At 69.2% G+C, this 13,678-nt stretch carries 18 protein-coding genes; all 18 read left to right on the top strand.

Translation table 11 applies throughout. The annotated features are described in order from the left end of the window. Nucleotides 1–5: 5 nt before the first annotated feature. The 18 genes from ACTEI_RS34330 (at nt 6) to ACTEI_RS34245 (ending at nt 13,588) form a co-directional block, all read left to right on the top strand. The gene (locus ACTEI_RS34330; protein WP_122981436.1) at nt 6–1,160 is read left to right on the top strand and encodes a protein-glutamate methylesterase/protein-glutamine glutaminase; all 1,155 of its coding nucleotides are present in this window, start codon (nt 6–8) and stop codon (nt 1,158–1,160) included. Continuing rightward, nucleotides 1,157–2,002, top strand: a complete 846-nt coding sequence (locus ACTEI_RS34325; protein WP_122981435.1) for a CheR family methyltransferase — start codon at nt 1,157–1,159, stop codon at nt 2,000–2,002. Before ACTEI_RS34330 ends, ACTEI_RS34325 begins: the two co-directional genes overlap by 4 nt. Nucleotides 2,003–2,007: 5 nt before the next feature. After that, entirely contained in the window at nt 2,008–2,394 is a 387-nt protein-coding gene (locus ACTEI_RS34320) for a response regulator (protein ID WP_187645866.1), read from the top strand. Beyond that, the gene (locus ACTEI_RS34315; protein WP_122981433.1) at nt 2,391–2,876 is read left to right on the top strand and encodes a chemotaxis protein CheX; all 486 of its coding nucleotides are present in this window, start codon (nt 2,391–2,393) and stop codon (nt 2,874–2,876) included. Before ACTEI_RS34320 ends, ACTEI_RS34315 begins: the two co-directional genes overlap by 4 nt. Continuing rightward, nucleotides 2,873–3,235 carry a response regulator gene (locus ACTEI_RS34310; RefSeq protein ID WP_122981432.1) on the top strand — a complete coding sequence of 121 codons (363 nt, stop codon included), beginning with the start codon at nt 2,873–2,875 and terminating at the stop codon, nt 3,233–3,235. The genes ACTEI_RS34315 and ACTEI_RS34310 overlap by 4 nt, the downstream gene beginning before the upstream one ends. A 7-nt stretch (nt 3,236–3,242) precedes the next feature. Further along, the gene (locus ACTEI_RS34305) at nt 3,243–3,731 is read left to right on the top strand and encodes a hypothetical protein (RefSeq protein ID WP_122981431.1); all 489 of its coding nucleotides are present in this window, start codon (nt 3,243–3,245) and stop codon (nt 3,729–3,731) included. A 153-nt stretch (nt 3,732–3,884) separates the two neighbouring features. Next, nucleotides 3,885–4,331 carry a flagellar hook assembly protein FlgD gene (locus ACTEI_RS34300; RefSeq protein ID WP_122981430.1) on the top strand — a complete coding sequence of 149 codons (447 nt, stop codon included), beginning with the start codon at nt 3,885–3,887 and terminating at the stop codon, nt 4,329–4,331. Between the two features lie 46 nt (nt 4,332–4,377). Further along, nucleotides 4,378–5,655 carry a flagellar hook protein FlgE gene (locus tag ACTEI_RS34295; RefSeq protein WP_122981429.1) on the top strand — a complete coding sequence of 426 codons (1,278 nt, stop codon included), beginning with the start codon at nt 4,378–4,380 and terminating at the stop codon, nt 5,653–5,655. 191 nt (nt 5,656–5,846) lie between these two features. After that, nucleotides 5,847–6,122, top strand: coding sequence for a flagellar FlbD family protein (locus tag ACTEI_RS34290; protein ID WP_122981428.1), 276 nt, complete (start codon nt 5,847–5,849; stop codon nt 6,120–6,122). After that, nucleotides 6,122–6,913 (top strand): flagellar motor protein, encoded by a 792-nt coding sequence (locus ACTEI_RS34285; protein WP_122981427.1) that lies wholly within the window; start codon nt 6,122–6,124, stop codon nt 6,911–6,913. Before ACTEI_RS34290 ends, ACTEI_RS34285 begins: the two co-directional genes overlap by 1 nt. A 4-nt stretch (nt 6,914–6,917) precedes the next feature. Continuing rightward, on the top strand, nt 6,918–7,958 hold the full coding sequence (locus ACTEI_RS34280) for a flagellar motor protein MotB (protein WP_122981426.1): 1,041 nt from the start codon (nt 6,918–6,920) through the stop codon (nt 7,956–7,958). A 16-nt stretch (nt 7,959–7,974) separates the two neighbouring features. After that, nucleotides 7,975–8,430, top strand: coding sequence for a flagellar basal body-associated FliL family protein (locus tag ACTEI_RS34275; RefSeq protein WP_122981425.1), 456 nt, complete (start codon nt 7,975–7,977; stop codon nt 8,428–8,430). A 53-nt stretch (nt 8,431–8,483) separates the two neighbouring features. After that, the gene (locus ACTEI_RS34270) at nt 8,484–9,494 is read left to right on the top strand and encodes a flagellar motor switch protein FliM (protein ID WP_239082165.1); all 1,011 of its coding nucleotides are present in this window, start codon (nt 8,484–8,486) and stop codon (nt 9,492–9,494) included. Next, nucleotides 9,491–10,258 (top strand): flagellar motor switch protein FliN, encoded by a 768-nt coding sequence (fliN, locus tag ACTEI_RS34265; RefSeq protein ID WP_122981424.1) that lies wholly within the window; start codon nt 9,491–9,493, stop codon nt 10,256–10,258. The genes ACTEI_RS34270 and fliN overlap by 4 nt, the downstream gene beginning before the upstream one ends. A gap of 14 nt (nt 10,259–10,272) precedes the next feature. After that, on the top strand, nt 10,273–10,731 hold the full coding sequence (locus ACTEI_RS34260; protein ID WP_239082164.1) for a FliO/MopB family protein: 459 nt from the start codon (nt 10,273–10,275) through the stop codon (nt 10,729–10,731). A gap of 4 nt (nt 10,732–10,735) precedes the next feature. Further along, a complete protein-coding gene (fliP, locus tag ACTEI_RS34255; protein ID WP_122981422.1) occupies nt 10,736–11,701 on the top strand; it encodes a flagellar type III secretion system pore protein FliP in 966 nt (321 codons plus the stop codon). Beyond that, nucleotides 11,698–12,462: a flagellar biosynthetic protein FliR gene (locus ACTEI_RS34250; protein WP_122981421.1), complete on the top strand. Its 765-nt coding sequence runs from the start codon at nt 11,698–11,700 to the stop codon at nt 12,460–12,462. The genes fliP and ACTEI_RS34250 overlap by 4 nt, the downstream gene beginning before the upstream one ends. 34 nt (nt 12,463–12,496) lie before the next feature. Further along, nucleotides 12,497–13,588, top strand: coding sequence for an EscU/YscU/HrcU family type III secretion system export apparatus switch protein (locus ACTEI_RS34245; RefSeq protein WP_122981420.1), 1,092 nt, complete (start codon nt 12,497–12,499; stop codon nt 13,586–13,588). The last annotated feature ends 90 nt before the right edge of the window (nt 13,589–13,678 follow it).

Below are 13,678 nucleotides of genomic sequence, written 5' to 3'. Positions count from 1 at the left end.
GTCGAATGATCTCGGTTCTCGTCGTCGACGATTCCGTGGTGGTCCGTCGGCTGATCGTCGACGCTCTCGGCGAGGCGCCGGGCATCCAGGTGGTGGGCACCGCGGCGAACGGCCTGCTGGCCCAAGCCAAGATCGACCAGCTCAAGCCCGACGTGATCACGATGGACATCGAGATGCCGCAGATGGACGGGATCGAGGCCGTCCGCGAGCTGCGCAAGCGGCACGCCGCGCTACCGGTGATCATGTTCAGCACGCTGTCCGCGGCGGGCGCGAGCGCCACCCTGGAGGCGCTCGCCGCGGGAGCGACCGACTACGTCACCAAGCCGAGCAACGTGGGCTCGATCAAGGAGTCCATCGCGGCGGTGCGGGAGCAGCTCGTACCGAAGATCCAGGCGCTCGGGGGGCGCCGCCGCCCGCCGGCCGCGGTACCCCCGCGGGCCCCGGCCGCCGGGCTGCGTCCCGGCGCCGTGCCGGCCCGCCCCGGACTGCCGCCGTCACCGGCGCGCCCGGCCGTGGCCGGTCCGGCGCCGGCCCGCCCGCCGGCCCGCCGCGGGCCGCAGGGCCGGATCGACATCCTGGCGATCGGGTCCTCCACCGGCGGCCCGGACGCGCTCACCAAGGTCCTGCTCGGCCTGCCCGCCGATCTCCCGGTGCCGGTGGTGATCACCCAGCACATGCCGCCGGTGTTCACCAAGATGTTCGCCGAGCGCCTGGACCGCAGCACCCCGCTGAAGGTGGTGGAGGCCGGCGACGGCATGGAGCTCAACCCCGGCACGGTCTACATCGCCCCGGGGGACCGGCACCTGGTCTTCAACCGCCGGGGCACCTCGACGCTGACGCAGCTCAGCAACGCGCCACAGGAGAACTCGTGCCGGCCCGCCGTGGACGTGATGTTCCGGTCGGTGGCGGCACTGTACGGCGGCACCGCCTTCGCCGCCGTGCTCACAGGAATGGGACAAGACGGACGGGGTGGTGCGAAAGTGCTACGAGACGCGGGCTGCGAGGTTCTGGCCCAGGACGAAGCGAGCTCGGTGGTTTGGGGTATGCCCGGTGCGGTGGTCGCCGCCGGCCTGGCGGACGAGGTGCTGCCCCTGGACCGGATTGCGGGCGCGCTGCTCAACCGGGTGCGGGTGGGGCGGTCCGCGGCGGTGGCGCGATGACGCTCTCGCAGTCGGACTTCGCCTTCGTCTCCAACCTGGTCCGCCGGGAGGCGTCGATCGTCCTCGCGCCCGGCAAGGAGTACCTGGTCGAGGCGCGGCTGATCCCGGTGGCCCGGGCGGTCGGGTCGCCCAGTGTCGCGGAGTTCCTGGCCGACCTGCAGCGCCGCCCCAACCCGCAGCACCAACGCAAGATCATTGATGCGCTGACCACGAACGAGACCTCGTTCTTCCGCGACCGCGAGCCGTTCGCCGCGCTCACCGACGTGGTGCTGCCGGAACTGGTCAAGTCCCGGGCCGGCGCGCGCAAGCTGCGCTTCTGGTCGGCGGCCAGCTCCAGCGGGCAGGAGGCGTACAGCCTGGCCATCACGCTGCAGGAGTCACTGCCGGCGGGCTGGTCCTACGAGATCCAGGGCACCGACATCTCCACCGCGATGGTGGAGCGGGCGCAGAAGGCCGAGTACAGCCAGGTCGAGGTCAACCGCGGGCTGCCGGCCACCCAACTGGTCCAGTACTTCGAGCGGGCGGGCGCGCACTGGCGCGTCATCCCGGCGTTGCGCAAGAACGTGTCGTTCAAGCACATGAGCCTGACGGCACCCTTCCCGCCGATGCAGCCGTTCGACGTGATCTTCCTGCGCAACGTGCTCATCTATTTCGACGTCGCGACCAAGCGGCAGGTGCTGCAGAACGCCGCCCGGGTGCTGCGCCCGGACGGGTGGCTGTTCCTCGGCGCCGCCGAGACGACGATCGGGATCGACGACAACTACGAGCGGGTGGCGGCTGGCCGCACTTCCGCGTACCGAATTCGCAACGCGGTGCCCGCGGGCGCCGGAAGAAGGGGATGACGCCGATGCGCGCCATGGTGATCGATGACTCGCGCGCGATGCGCATGATCCTCAAGCGCATCGTCACGAAGCTCAACTTCGAGGCGGTGGAGGCCGGCGACGGCAAAGAGGCGCTCGACCTGCTCGCCGACATGACGGAGGTGCCCGAGGTGGCCCTCATCGACTGGAACATGCCGAACATGAACGGGCTCGAGTTCGTCACGAAGGTCCGGGCCGATCCGCGGCTGCGGGAGATGACCCTGGTGATGGTCACCACCGAGAGCGAACAGAGTCAGATCGTCCGGGCGCTCGCCGCGGGCGCCCACGAGTACGTGATCAAGCCCTTCACCGAGGGCGCCATGATCGAGAAGCTGGCCCTGCTGGGCCTCGTGCCGACCGGAGCGAACTCATGAGTGTCGAAGTCGAAGTGGACGAGAACGACCTCGCTGAGATGGTGGAACAGGTCTGGGAATCGTACCTGGACCCCGAGGGCGTCAGCCCGCTGATGCAGACGTACGACGAGAACCAGCCTTCCGAGGTGCACTCCTCGGTCTCCATCACCGGGTCCTGGAACGGGCACGTCGTCTACGCCTCGTCCCGCGCCGCCGCCCAGCGGGCCGCGGCCGCCTTCCTGGCCATGGAACTCGACGAGGTCAGCGAGGAAGACATCTCCGACACGCTCGGAGAGCTGGCGAACATCGTCGGCGGCAACGTCAAGGCGATGCTCCCGCCGGGCGCGCAGTTGTCGCTCCCGCAGGTTGTGCTCGCGCCGGAGGCCTCGGCGCGTTTCCCGAACACCGAACGCATCAGCGGCGTCTATGGACTCTGGGAGGGCGAGCCGGTGTCCATTTCGATGTGGCAGAGCAGCACCGACACGAAGGAGGAGGGTGCATGAAGATCCTCATCGCCGATGACAGCCGGGTGATGCGGCAGATCGTCGTCCGTACCCTGCGGCAGGCCGGTTTCGGCGATCACACCCTGATCGAGGCTGCCGACGGCCAGGAAGCGTACGACATGGCCACCAAGGACCAGCCGGACCTGGTCATCTCGGACTGGAACATGCCGCAGATGACCGGCATCGAGGTGCTGCGGCAGCTCCGCGCGGCCGGCAACAACGTCAAGTTCGGGTTCGTCACCTCGGAGTGCACGCCCGAGATGAAGTCCGCCGCGGAGGCCGCGGGTTCGGCGTTCTTCATCGTCAAGCCCTTCACCGCTGAGCGATTCGACGAAGTTTTCGCTCCTATTTTGGGATGATTGCGACATGTCAGACGTCTCGGTTCTTCCCGGCTCTCTAGCCGTTCGCAATCTGTTCGAGGACCTCCTCGGCCGTGAGGTGACCGTCAGCCCCGGTGAGCCGCTCAGCGCGGACGAGGTGCGGACCGCCACGGTCGCCATCTTCACCGACGCCGGCCAGAAGATCTACGCGACCCTGGGTATGCAGCTGAGCCTGGCGGCGAACGCCGGCGCCGCGCTCGGCCTGCTGCCCGCCGGCGCGGCCGAGGACAGCATCGACGAGAAACAGCTCTTCCCGAACCTGGCGGAGAACGTGTTCGAGCTGTGCAACATCTTCACCAGCCTGCTCAACAAGGAGGGCGCGCCGCACGTCAAGCTCTACCAGGTGATCTACCCAGGGATGGAGCTGCCCGGGGACGCCCGGGCGGTCCTGCTCGCGCTGGGCCGGCGGCTGGACCTGATGGTCGAGGTCAGCCGGTACGGCAAGGGCAAGCTCAGCCTCTCCCTGGCGCCCTGACGCCGCCGCACCGCCGCGCCCGCCGGGCGCGGAGCCAACCGAAGATCTCCCGCTGCGGGCCCGCCGGATCGGCGGGCCCGCAAATTTGTGCCTAAGCAATTCCTGGACCGGGCCGAAGCTTAGGTTGAGCTTGCCAAGGGACAGGAGAAGTCAATGACCTCGCCGACCTCTGGATTCGGCGCTACCGGCGCCTCTTCGGAAGCCGCACAGGCAGCCGCGGCCAAGGCCGCCGAGGCCGCGAAACAGGCGGCCAAGAACAAGGACCTCGGCGACAAGGACACCTTCCTGAAGCTGTTGGTCGCCCAGCTGAAATACCAGGACCCGTCGAATCCCGCGGACTCGACCCAGTTCCTGGCGCAGACCGCGCAGTTCACGCAGGTCGAGAAGCTGGAAGACATGATCAGCATGATGAAGGGCCAGCGGATGGTCAACGCCAGCTCGCTGGTCGGCAAGACCGTCACGTACCTGGACCCCACCGGTCAGTACCAGACCGGGGTGGTGTCCGCGGCGAAGCTCAACGGAGACAGCGAACCGACGCTCAAGGTCGGGAACACGGATGTAGAGCTGTCCAAGGTCACGGAGATTCAGCAGACCGCCTAATTCCGTTTTTCTCTCCCCTCACCTGAAAAGCGAAGGAAACCCCTATATGCTGCGCTCTCTCTACTCCGGCATCAGCGGCCTGCACGCGCACCAGCAGATGATGGACGTCACCGGCAACAACATCGCCAACGTGAACACGGTCGGCTACAAGGCGTCGCAGGTGCAGTTCCAGGACACCCTCAGCCAGATGGTCGGCGCCGCGGGCGCGCCGCAGAACGGGCAGGCCGGTACCAACCCGGCGCAGGTCGGTCTCGGTGTCCGGGTGGCCGGTATCAGCCAGAACTTCAGCCAGGGCTCGGCGCAGACCACCGGCAAGTCCGGGGACATGATGATCCAGGGTGACGGCTTCTTCATCACCCGCAGCGGCAACGAGTCGCTCTACACCCGCGCCGGCTCCTTCTTCTTCGACGCGAACGGCCTGCTGACCACCACCACCGGTGAGCCGGTGCAGGGCTGGACGGCCAAGGACGGCGTGGTCAACGCGGCCGGCAAGCCGGACGACATCCGGATGCCGCTGGGCGCGACCATCCCGCCCAAGGCGACCACCACGGTCACGCTCAAGGGCAATCTGAGCAGCGACAAGATCCCGGACCCGAACAACCCGGACAACGGCGGCGTCAACGACTACGAGACCACCATCCCGGTCAAGGTGTACGACGCGCAGGGCGGGACGCACACGGTCACCGCCACGTTCAAGCGCAGCCCGGTCGGCTACGACAACACGACCGACCCGACCACGTCCACGTGGGCGGTGTCGCTGTCCGACGAGAACGGCAACCCGATCGCCGGTGACGCGACGATCAACTTCTCCAACGGCAAGCCGAGCGACGGCTCCGGCGGGGTGCAGCGGACGATCACCCTGGGCAGCGGCACCAGCCAGTACACGGTCGACATCTCCGACGTCACGTCGTACTCGGGTTTGTCCGACGCCCGGGTGTTCGAGACCGACGGCCAGACCGCCGGCGCGCTGACCTCGCTGTCCTACACGGTGTCCGACACCGGTCAGATCGTCGGCGTCTACAGCAACGGCCTCAAGCAGGTCCTGGGGCAGGTCGCCATGGCCACCTTCAAGAACGTCGACGGCCTGGAGAAGGTCGGCAACTCGATGTACCGCAGCACGGTCAACTCCGGTTACGCCCAGGTGGGCCAGCCCGGCAGCGCCGGCATGGGCCAGGTGATCAGTGGCGCCCTGGAGATGTCGAACGTCGACCTCGCCCAGGAGTTCACCAACCTCGTCGTCGCCCAGCGCGGCTTCCAGGCCAACTCCCGCATCATCACCACGTCCGACGAGATCCTCCAGGAACTCGTCAGCATGAAGCGCTAGACGCAGCATCTCCGGCCGGCGGCCGGGGCGGGCCCTGCCCGCCCCGGCCGCCGTCGTGTGCGCACGGCGCCGTCAGTCGCACCCGGATCGCGACCGGCCCGATCTCATCGGCAACCGAGGTCGGACCGAAGTAACAGGCGAGGGCCACGGACGGCCTTCGCCAGCCAAGGACGACCCAAGGACGGACTGTCTTGATCCTCGTAACTCGCCTCAACGGTGCCGTGTTCGCGCTGAACCCGGACCTGGTCGAGCGTGTGGACTGCACGCCCGACACGGTCGTCACCCTGGTGGACGGCACGAAGTACGTCATCGCCGAGTCCGTGCCCGAATTCATCGACTCGGTGCGTCACTACCGCGCCTCGCTGATCGCCCAGGCGAGCCGCATGGAGCCCGAGCCCACGGCCCCCTCCTCGTCCGACGACGAGCTCGACGCCAAGGTGCTCCCGCTGCACCGGAAGGAACGCTGATGGACATCTCAACCATCGTCGGAGTGGTCGCCGGACTGGTGATCGTCTTCACCGTCCAGATCCTGGAGGGCGGCTCGCCCGCCTCCATCCTGCTGATTCCGTCGATGCTGCTGGTCTTCGGCGGGGCGTTCGCCGCCGCCATGGCCGGCGGTGTCCTGAAGGACGCGACCGGTTTCGTCAACCAGCTCAAGAAGGCCTTCACCGCCAAGGTGACGCCGCCGACCAAGCTGCTCGACAACGTCGTGAAGCTCGCCGAGCGGGCCCGCCGCGAGGGCCTGCTGGCTCTCGAGGACGCGGTCAAGACGGTCGAGCACCCGTTCCTCAAGCGCGGCCTGCAGCTGGCCATCGACGGCACCGACCCGGACGAGCTGCACGACATCCTGCACGCCGAGGTCGCCGCGAAGAAGAAGGCCGACAAGGCCGGCGTCAAGTTCTTCGAGAACATGGGCGGCTACGCGCCGACCATCGGCATCATCGGTACGGTCATGGGCCTGGTGCACGTGCTGGAGAACCTGGACCAGCCGGAGACCCTGGGCCACTCGATCTCGGCGGCCTTCGTCGCCACCCTGTGGGGCGTGCTCAGCGCCAACATCATCTGGCTGCCGATGGCGGCCCGGCTGACCCGGCTCAGCGCCGTCGAGGCCGAGGAGATGGAGCTGGTGATCGACGGTGTGCTGGCCATCCAGGCCGGCTCGAACCCGCGTCTGGTCGCCCAGAAGCTGCGCAGCCTGCTCCCGCCGGACGAGATGAAGAAGGCCGAGGCCGCGGCCTCCTCGAAGAAGGCGGCCTGAGGCGATGAGTTCCGGTGGTGGCGCCCGGCGTAAGAGGAAGGGCGGTCACGAGGAGCACGAGGAGCACGTCAACCACGAGCGCTGGCTCGTGTCGTACGCCGACATGCTCACCCTGCTGTTCGTCCTCTTCGTCGTGCTGTTCTCGATGAGTGACGTCAACCAGAAGAAGTTCGCCCAGCTGGCCCAGGGTCTGTCCGCGGGATTCGGCTCCAAGAGCGCCGCGTTCACCGGGAACAGCGCTCCGCTGGACGGCGCGGCGAACACCGCCCAGATCGTGCAGATCGACCCGGGCTCCAACCCCGGTGACGGCACCTCCGGCACCGAGGGCCTGACCCAGAAGCAGAAGGAAGCGGTCAAGCGGGCGATCCTGGCCGAGGACCGCAAGCGGGCTTCCGCGAACGCCGACAAGGCTGCCGCGGAGGCCGAGAACCTCAAGGCGATCGAGAACCGGATCGCCGACGCGCTGGCCGCGCAGAAGCTGCTCGGCAACGTCAAGTTCACGATCGACCGGCGCGGCCTGGTGATCACCGTGGTCACCAACGAGGTGGTCTTCGCCGGCGACCGGGCGGACCTGCGCCCGGGCGGCGAGAAGATCCTCAACGCGATCGCCCCGACGCTGGCGAAGCTGCCGAACAACATCGAGGTGGACGGCAACACCAACCAGCTCAAGGCGAAGACCAAGTACTACCCCAGCGGCTGGGAGCTCTCCGCGGCCCGAGCCTCCACCACGGTCCGGTTCTTCACCGGGCACGGGATCCCGAAGAAGCGGCTCAGCGCGGTCGGCTTCTCGGACACCAAGCCGCTGATCGACCCGAAGGACCCGCGGTCGATCACGATGAACCGCCGGGTGGACGTGGTCGTGCTGACCATGCTCACGGCCGACCAGGCGGCGCTGCTGCCGGCGGCGGCGGGCAGCGACGCGAAGCTGCACACCGGCCAGACCACCGCGCAGGCCAAGGCCGCCGCGGAGGCCGCGGCGAAGCGGGCCGCGGCCGAGCACGGCACGACCGGTACCACCCCCGGCACCACCACCACGCACGACTGACCAGGGAGGAGTTCTGATGGCGGACGACAAGGACACGGCTGCGGAAGCGCCGAAGAAGTCGAACAAGATGATGATGATCGTCATCGCTCTGGCACTGGTGGTGCTGGGCGGCGGCGGTGCCGGGGCGTTCTTCATGCTCCGCGGCGACTCGGCCGAGGCGTCGGCGCCGAAGAAGGGCGCGATCACCGCGGCCGAGAACACCATCACGGTGAACCTGGCCGACGGGCACTACCTGAAGCTGGGTTTCGCCCTGCAGCAGACCGAGGACGCCGGTGAGGAGGCGGTCGACCTGAGCGAGGCGTACGAGCTGGCGATCGACGAGTACACCGGCCGGACGGTGGCCGAGCTGGCCACCGAGGAGGGCCGCGAGAAGCTCAAGGCAGACCTGGTGGCCAAGCTCGTCAAGGCCTACACCGAGGACGGCAAGAAGATGGTCATGGGCATCTACTACACCTCCTTCGTGACGCAGTAACCACGGGCGGCGATCGGGCGGGTCCCTTCACCGGGGACCCGCCCATCCGTGCAATGGCGGCCGAAAACGGCCCCACCGCTCAGCGGTTCGCGAAGTCCGCCGATCAGGACGACGTGACCACCACCGCACGTACCCCGGGCAAGATCTCGCGCCGGAGCCAGGGCGGCGGGCCCGCGCCGTACGACTTCCGCCGCCCGATCAAGCTCTCCCGTGAGCATGTCCGCACCCTGCAGATCGCGTTCGAGACATACGCCCGCAGCTGCGGCACCCTGCTGACCACCCGCCTGCGCGCGGTCAGCAACGTCTCGCTGATCTCCATCGAGCAGCTGAACTACGACGAGTACGTGGCTTCGCTGGCCAACCCGACGATCATCGGGGTGGTCACCCTGGACCCGCTGCCCGGCACGGTGCTGCTGGAGATCGCCCAGTCCGCGGTGATGACCGCGATCGACCACATGCTCGGCGGCCCCGGCGGCTCCCAGCCGGAGCGGCCGCTGACCGAGGTCGAGATGCCGCTGCTGCGCGGCCTGATGGAGCGGATGCTGGGCGAGCTGCGCTACGGCTTCGAGAGCCTGGTGGACATCTCGCCGAAGCTCAAGGAGATCGAGTACAACGCGCAGTTCCTGCGCGCGCACGCGCCCGGCGACGCGATCGTGGTGGCCTCGTTCGAGACCAAGATCGGCGCGGAGGAGTGCATCTCCACGATCTGCCTGCCGTTCAACACCATCCTGCCGGTGCTCTCCCGGACCGAGACGATCGTGCTCAGCGCGGCCGAGCGGCAGGCCAAGGATCGGGCGTTGCGCAACCTCACGGCCGGACTTTCCGCCGCTCCGATCGACGTAGCAGTGCGATTCCAGCCCATCCGGATGCGTACCGATGACATCGTGGATCTACGTCCGGGTGACGTCGTGCCGCTGGGGCATCCGACCAGCCGGCCGCTCGAGGTGACCGTGAACGACATCGTCTTCGCGCATGCCGTTCCGGGTAACCAGGGCGCCCGGCTCGCCTGTCTCGTCGTGCCGTCGCCCAACGAGCACTCTTCCAAGGAGTCTGGCCACCCATGACCGCCCCCGCCATCACCGTGCCGCAGCTGTCTCTCGCCCGGAACGCCGCCGAGGCCGCGCTGGCCGTCCTGCCCACCAGCCGCGCCCTGGTCGCCGGCGATCCGGTGATCCCCGACGCGGGGACGATGATCGCGGGTCAGGCGGTCACCGCACGGTTCAGCGGCGCGGCCTCCGGCGAGGTCGTGGTGGTGGTCGGCCAGGACCTCGCGGACGCGCTGCGGGAGAGCCCGCTCGGTGAGCTGGACCTGACCGCGGCGGTCCGGCCCGCCCTGGAGGCGGCGTCCCGGGTCTTCGGGCCGGTGGTGCTCGACCCCGGTCAGGTGATGGAGCCGCAGGTGGCGCTCAGCGCGCTGGCCGCCAAGGACGGCGCGGTGGCCATCCCGCTGCGCGACGACCAGGAGGTCCGCGCGGTGCTGGCGATGGCGCTCAGCCCGTGGCCCGGTGAGGACCCGGTGCTGGCCGCGGCGGCCGGTGGCGGCGGGGTGGCGCAGCGGGCGCCGTCGATGATGAGCTCCCGCAGCGGCGGGCTGGACATGCTGTACGACGTGGAGATGGAGGTCTCCGCCGAGCTGGGCCGGACCCGGATGAGCGTACGGGAGCTGCTCTCGCTGACCCCGGGCGCGATCGTCGAGCTGGACCGGGCCGCCGGAAGCCCGGCCGACCTGCTGGTGAACGGCCGGCTGATCGCCCGCGGCGAGGTGGTCGTGGTGGACGAGAACTTCGGCATCCGGATCACCGAGATCGTCTCCCCGGGCGCCGAGTAGGAGTCACGACCTTGATGCGGCTCCTCCTCCAGGTCGCCTTCTCCCTGTTCGTCGTGCTGTTCATGATGTGGGGGCTGGCCCGGGCGCTGCGGCGCCCGTTCGGTGGGCGCGGCTACGGCACGCTGACGGTGCTGAACCGCCAGCAGCTGAGCCGCAGCTCGGCGGTGGCCGTGGTCCGGGTGGCCGACCGCGCGCTGGTCCTCGGCGTCACCGACCAGCAGATCAGCTACCTGGGCGAGACCGAGCTGGAGGCGTTCGAGACCGAGCCCGAGCACCGCGACCCGGTGGTGGTCGAACGGTCCGAGCTGATCGAACCGGACATGATCCTGCCCGGGCGGCATCCCGCGGCCGAGGCCGGCGCGGGGCCCGGCGACCACCACCACCGGACCGGCCGGCTGGCCGGCTCCCTGCTCTCCCCACGGACCTGGAGCTCCACCCTGGAGTTCCTGCGCGACCGGACGACGAGGCGATAGCGCCATGACAGACCGCACGCAGCAGTACCGAGCCGGACCGCCGAGCGGCCCCGCGGACCGGGCCGGGAGCGCCCTGCGACGTGTGGTGCTGCTGCTTCTCGTGGGCGGCGGGCTGGCGCTCGCCCTGCCCGCCCCGGCCGGCGCGGCGCCCGGAGTGCCGGGGGCCGGGGTGGAGGATCGGCCGGCGATCGGCGTACCCCGGATCGCGCCGCAGGCGCCCGCGCGCCCGGCGGCGCGGGGCCCGGCGGTGGAGCGACCGCGGCTGCCGGTGCCGCAGGCGCCGGCGACGTCGCCGCCGAGCATCAACGTCAACGTCAACGGCACGAATCCGGACGGCAGCCGCCCGGCCGCCAGCCTGGTGATCCTGCTCGGCCTGACGCTGCTCTCGGTGGCGCCGGCGGTGCTGCTGCTCTGCACCTCGTTCACCAAGATCTTCATGGTTCTCGGGATCACCCGTAACGCGCTCGGGCTGAGCACGCTGCCGCCCAACCAGGTGATCGCCGGCCTGGCGCTGTTCCTGAGCCTGTTCATCATGGGCCCGACCGTCTCCGCGATGAACGACCTCGGCGTGCAGCCCTACCTGCGCGGGGAGAAGACCCAGTCGCAGGCCTTCAAGGACGGCGTCCAGCCGCTGCGCGAATTCATGTACCGGACCACCCGCGAGGACGAGCTGGCCCTGCTGATCAAGGTGTCCGGCCAGCCGCAGCCGGCGAACAAGGACGCCGTGCCGCTGACCACGCTGGTGCCCGCGTTCGCGCTGTCCGAGCTGCGCGCCGCGTTCATCATCGGGTTCGTCATCTTCATCCCCTTCCTGATCATCGACATGGTGGTCAGCGCCTCGCTGATGTCGCTGGGCATGATGATGCTGCCCCCGGTGACCATCGCCCTGCCGTTCAAACTGCTGCTGTTCGTCCTGGTCAACGGTTGGGGGCTGATCATCACGGCGCTGGTCGGCTCGTATCGGGGATGAACTACGACCTGACGATCGCCGAGCTGATGGCGATCATGCTCGGCGCGTGCCGGACCGGCGCGTGGATGATGGTGTGCCCGCCGTTCAACTCCCGGCTCATCCCCGGCCCGGCGAAGGCGCTGATGTCGGTGGGGTTCACCCTGCCGATGGCGCCGTACCTGCGGGGGACCGTCCCGGTGCTGGAGACGCCGGCGCTGATCGCCAGCGCCGCGCTGCAGGTCTTCGTCGGGGTCGCGCTGGGCTTCCTGACCGCGCTGCTGTTCGCCGCCCTGCAGGCCGCCGGTGACCTGCTCGACCTGTTCGGCGGGTTCACCCTGGCGACGGCGTACGACCCGCTCGGGATGAGCCAGAACGCGGTCTTCGGGCGGTTCTACAACCTGATCGCGGTCACCCTGCTGTTCGCCAGCGACGGGCACCAGCTGATCCTGCGCGGATTCCTGCAGAGCTTCCGCACGCTGCCGCTGAACACCACGTTCTCCATGGAGACCTTCAGCCGGCTGCTGCTCACCGGGGTGGGCGAGATGTTCCTGTCCGCGCTGCAGATCGCCGGCCCGCTGATCGCCGTGCTCTTCCTCGCCGACGTGGCGCTCGGCCTGCTGAACCGGGTGGCGCCCGCGCTGAACGCCTTCCAGCTCGGCTTCCCCATCAAGATCTTCCTGCTGGTCACCCTCGCCGGGCTGGCCATCTCGATGCTCCCGGGCGTGCTGGACACCCTGGTCGACCGGGCGGTGACCGCGGTGGTGCGGCTCAGCGGCGGGTGACCGCGGCCGAACACGTTGATGGGAGGGGGTGACGATGTCCGGCGAGAAGACCGAGCAGCCGACCCAACAGCGGCTCAAGAAGGCCCGGCAGGAGGGTCAGATCGGGCGTAGCCCGGACCTGGGCGCCTGGGTCGGGATGCTGGCCGCCAGCGTCATGCTGCCGCGCACCCTGTCCAAGGCGATGGAGAACGCCGAGGAGCTGATCGGCAAGGTCCCGGACACCATCGCCAACCCGGACGCGGCGAAGTGCCTGGCCATCCTGAAGGACGGGCTGATGAGCGCGGCGTGGGCGGTGCTGCCGCTGGCGCTGACCATGATGGCGGTCGGCATCGCGGCGGCCGGCGCGCAGGGCGGCATCCGGGTCGCCACGAAGTTGTTCATGCCGAAGTTCAACCGGCTCAACCCGTTCACCGGGCTGAAGCGGATGTTCGGCCCGCAGGCGGCCTGGGAGCTGACCAAGTCGCTGTTCAAGACGCTGGTGCTGGGCGGGGTGCTGTACATGACGATGAAGGACATCGTCCCGCAGCTGATGACCGCCGGCCGGCTGCCGCTCGCCGCGCTGCTGGGCATCGTCACCGACGCGACGCTCGCGCTGATCCGGGCCGCCGCGGTCGCCGGCATCGTGATGGCCGCGGCGGACTACTTCGTGGTGCGGCGGCGCACCCAGAAGCAGCTGCGGATGACCAAGGAAGAGGTCAAGCAGGAGAACAAGAACACCGAGGGCGACCCGCTGATCAAGGCGCAGATCCGGGCCCGGCAGTTCGCGATGGCGCGCAACCGGCAGATGGCCGACGTACCGACCGCGGACGTGGTGGTGGTCAACCCGGTGCACGTCGCGGTCGCGCTGCGGTACGAGCCGCAGAAGGGCGCCCCGCGGGTGGTGGCCAAGGGGCAGGGCCCGGTGGCCGCCAAGATCCGGCAGCTGGCCACCGACAACCGGGTGCCGATGGTGCAGGACATCGCGCTGGCCCGGGCGCTCAACTCGGGGTGCGAGATCGGCCAGGAGATCCCCGCCGAGTTCTTCGGCGCGGTGGCCCGGGTGCTGGCGTTCGTGATGAGCCTCAAGGCACGCGGCTCGGCGGCGGGCGTGCACCGCAACCCGAACCCCACCCCAGCTATGACGTAACCGGAATTCAGGAGATTTCCTCACATCGCGGGCGCTTACCGGGGAAGATCGGGGCGTGGCGGTGCCACAAGGGTCTCAGTGATGGCGACG

The sequence above is a fragment of the Actinoplanes teichomyceticus ATCC 31121 genome (assembly GCF_003711105.1).
GTDB lineage: Bacteria > Actinomycetota > Actinomycetes > Mycobacteriales > Micromonosporaceae > Actinoplanes > Actinoplanes teichomyceticus.
This window is presented reverse-complemented; position numbering and strand designations above follow the sequence as displayed.

Excerpts from the sequence above, each read along its gene's own strand:
- ACTEI_RS34330 (WP_122981436.1), top strand. The coding sequence starts at position 6 with ATGATCTCGGTTCTCGTCGTCGACGATTCCGTGGTGGTCCGTCGGCTG.
- ACTEI_RS34325 (WP_122981435.1), top strand. The coding sequence starts at position 1,157 with ATGACGCTCTCGCAGTCGGACTTCGCCTTCGTCTCCAACCTGGTCCGC.
- ACTEI_RS34320 (WP_187645866.1), top strand. The coding sequence starts at position 2,008 with ATGCGCGCCATGGTGATCGATGACTCGCGCGCGATGCGCATGATCCTC.
- ACTEI_RS34315 (WP_122981433.1), top strand. The coding sequence starts at position 2,391 with ATGAGTGTCGAAGTCGAAGTGGACGAGAACGACCTCGCTGAGATGGTG.
- ACTEI_RS34310 (WP_122981432.1), top strand. The coding sequence starts at position 2,873 with ATGAAGATCCTCATCGCCGATGACAGCCGGGTGATGCGGCAGATCGTC.
- ACTEI_RS34305 (WP_122981431.1), top strand. The coding sequence starts at position 3,243 with ATGTCAGACGTCTCGGTTCTTCCCGGCTCTCTAGCCGTTCGCAATCTG.
- ACTEI_RS34300 (WP_122981430.1), top strand. The coding sequence starts at position 3,885 with ATGACCTCGCCGACCTCTGGATTCGGCGCTACCGGCGCCTCTTCGGAA.
- ACTEI_RS34295 (WP_122981429.1), top strand. The coding sequence starts at position 4,378 with ATGCTGCGCTCTCTCTACTCCGGCATCAGCGGCCTGCACGCGCACCAG.
- ACTEI_RS34285 (WP_122981427.1), top strand. The coding sequence starts at position 6,122 with ATGGACATCTCAACCATCGTCGGAGTGGTCGCCGGACTGGTGATCGTC.
- ACTEI_RS34280 (WP_122981426.1), top strand. The coding sequence starts at position 6,918 with ATGAGTTCCGGTGGTGGCGCCCGGCGTAAGAGGAAGGGCGGTCACGAG.
- ACTEI_RS34275 (WP_122981425.1), top strand. The coding sequence starts at position 7,975 with ATGGCGGACGACAAGGACACGGCTGCGGAAGCGCCGAAGAAGTCGAAC.
- ACTEI_RS34270 (WP_239082165.1), top strand. The coding sequence starts at position 8,484 with ATGGCGGCCGAAAACGGCCCCACCGCTCAGCGGTTCGCGAAGTCCGCC.
- fliN (WP_122981424.1), top strand. The coding sequence starts at position 9,491 with ATGACCGCCCCCGCCATCACCGTGCCGCAGCTGTCTCTCGCCCGGAAC.
- ACTEI_RS34260 (WP_239082164.1), top strand. The coding sequence starts at position 10,273 with ATGCGGCTCCTCCTCCAGGTCGCCTTCTCCCTGTTCGTCGTGCTGTTC.
- fliP (WP_122981422.1), top strand. The coding sequence starts at position 10,736 with ATGACAGACCGCACGCAGCAGTACCGAGCCGGACCGCCGAGCGGCCCC.
- ACTEI_RS34250 (WP_122981421.1), top strand. The coding sequence starts at position 11,698 with ATGAACTACGACCTGACGATCGCCGAGCTGATGGCGATCATGCTCGGC.
- ACTEI_RS34245 (WP_122981420.1), top strand. The coding sequence starts at position 12,497 with ATGTCCGGCGAGAAGACCGAGCAGCCGACCCAACAGCGGCTCAAGAAG.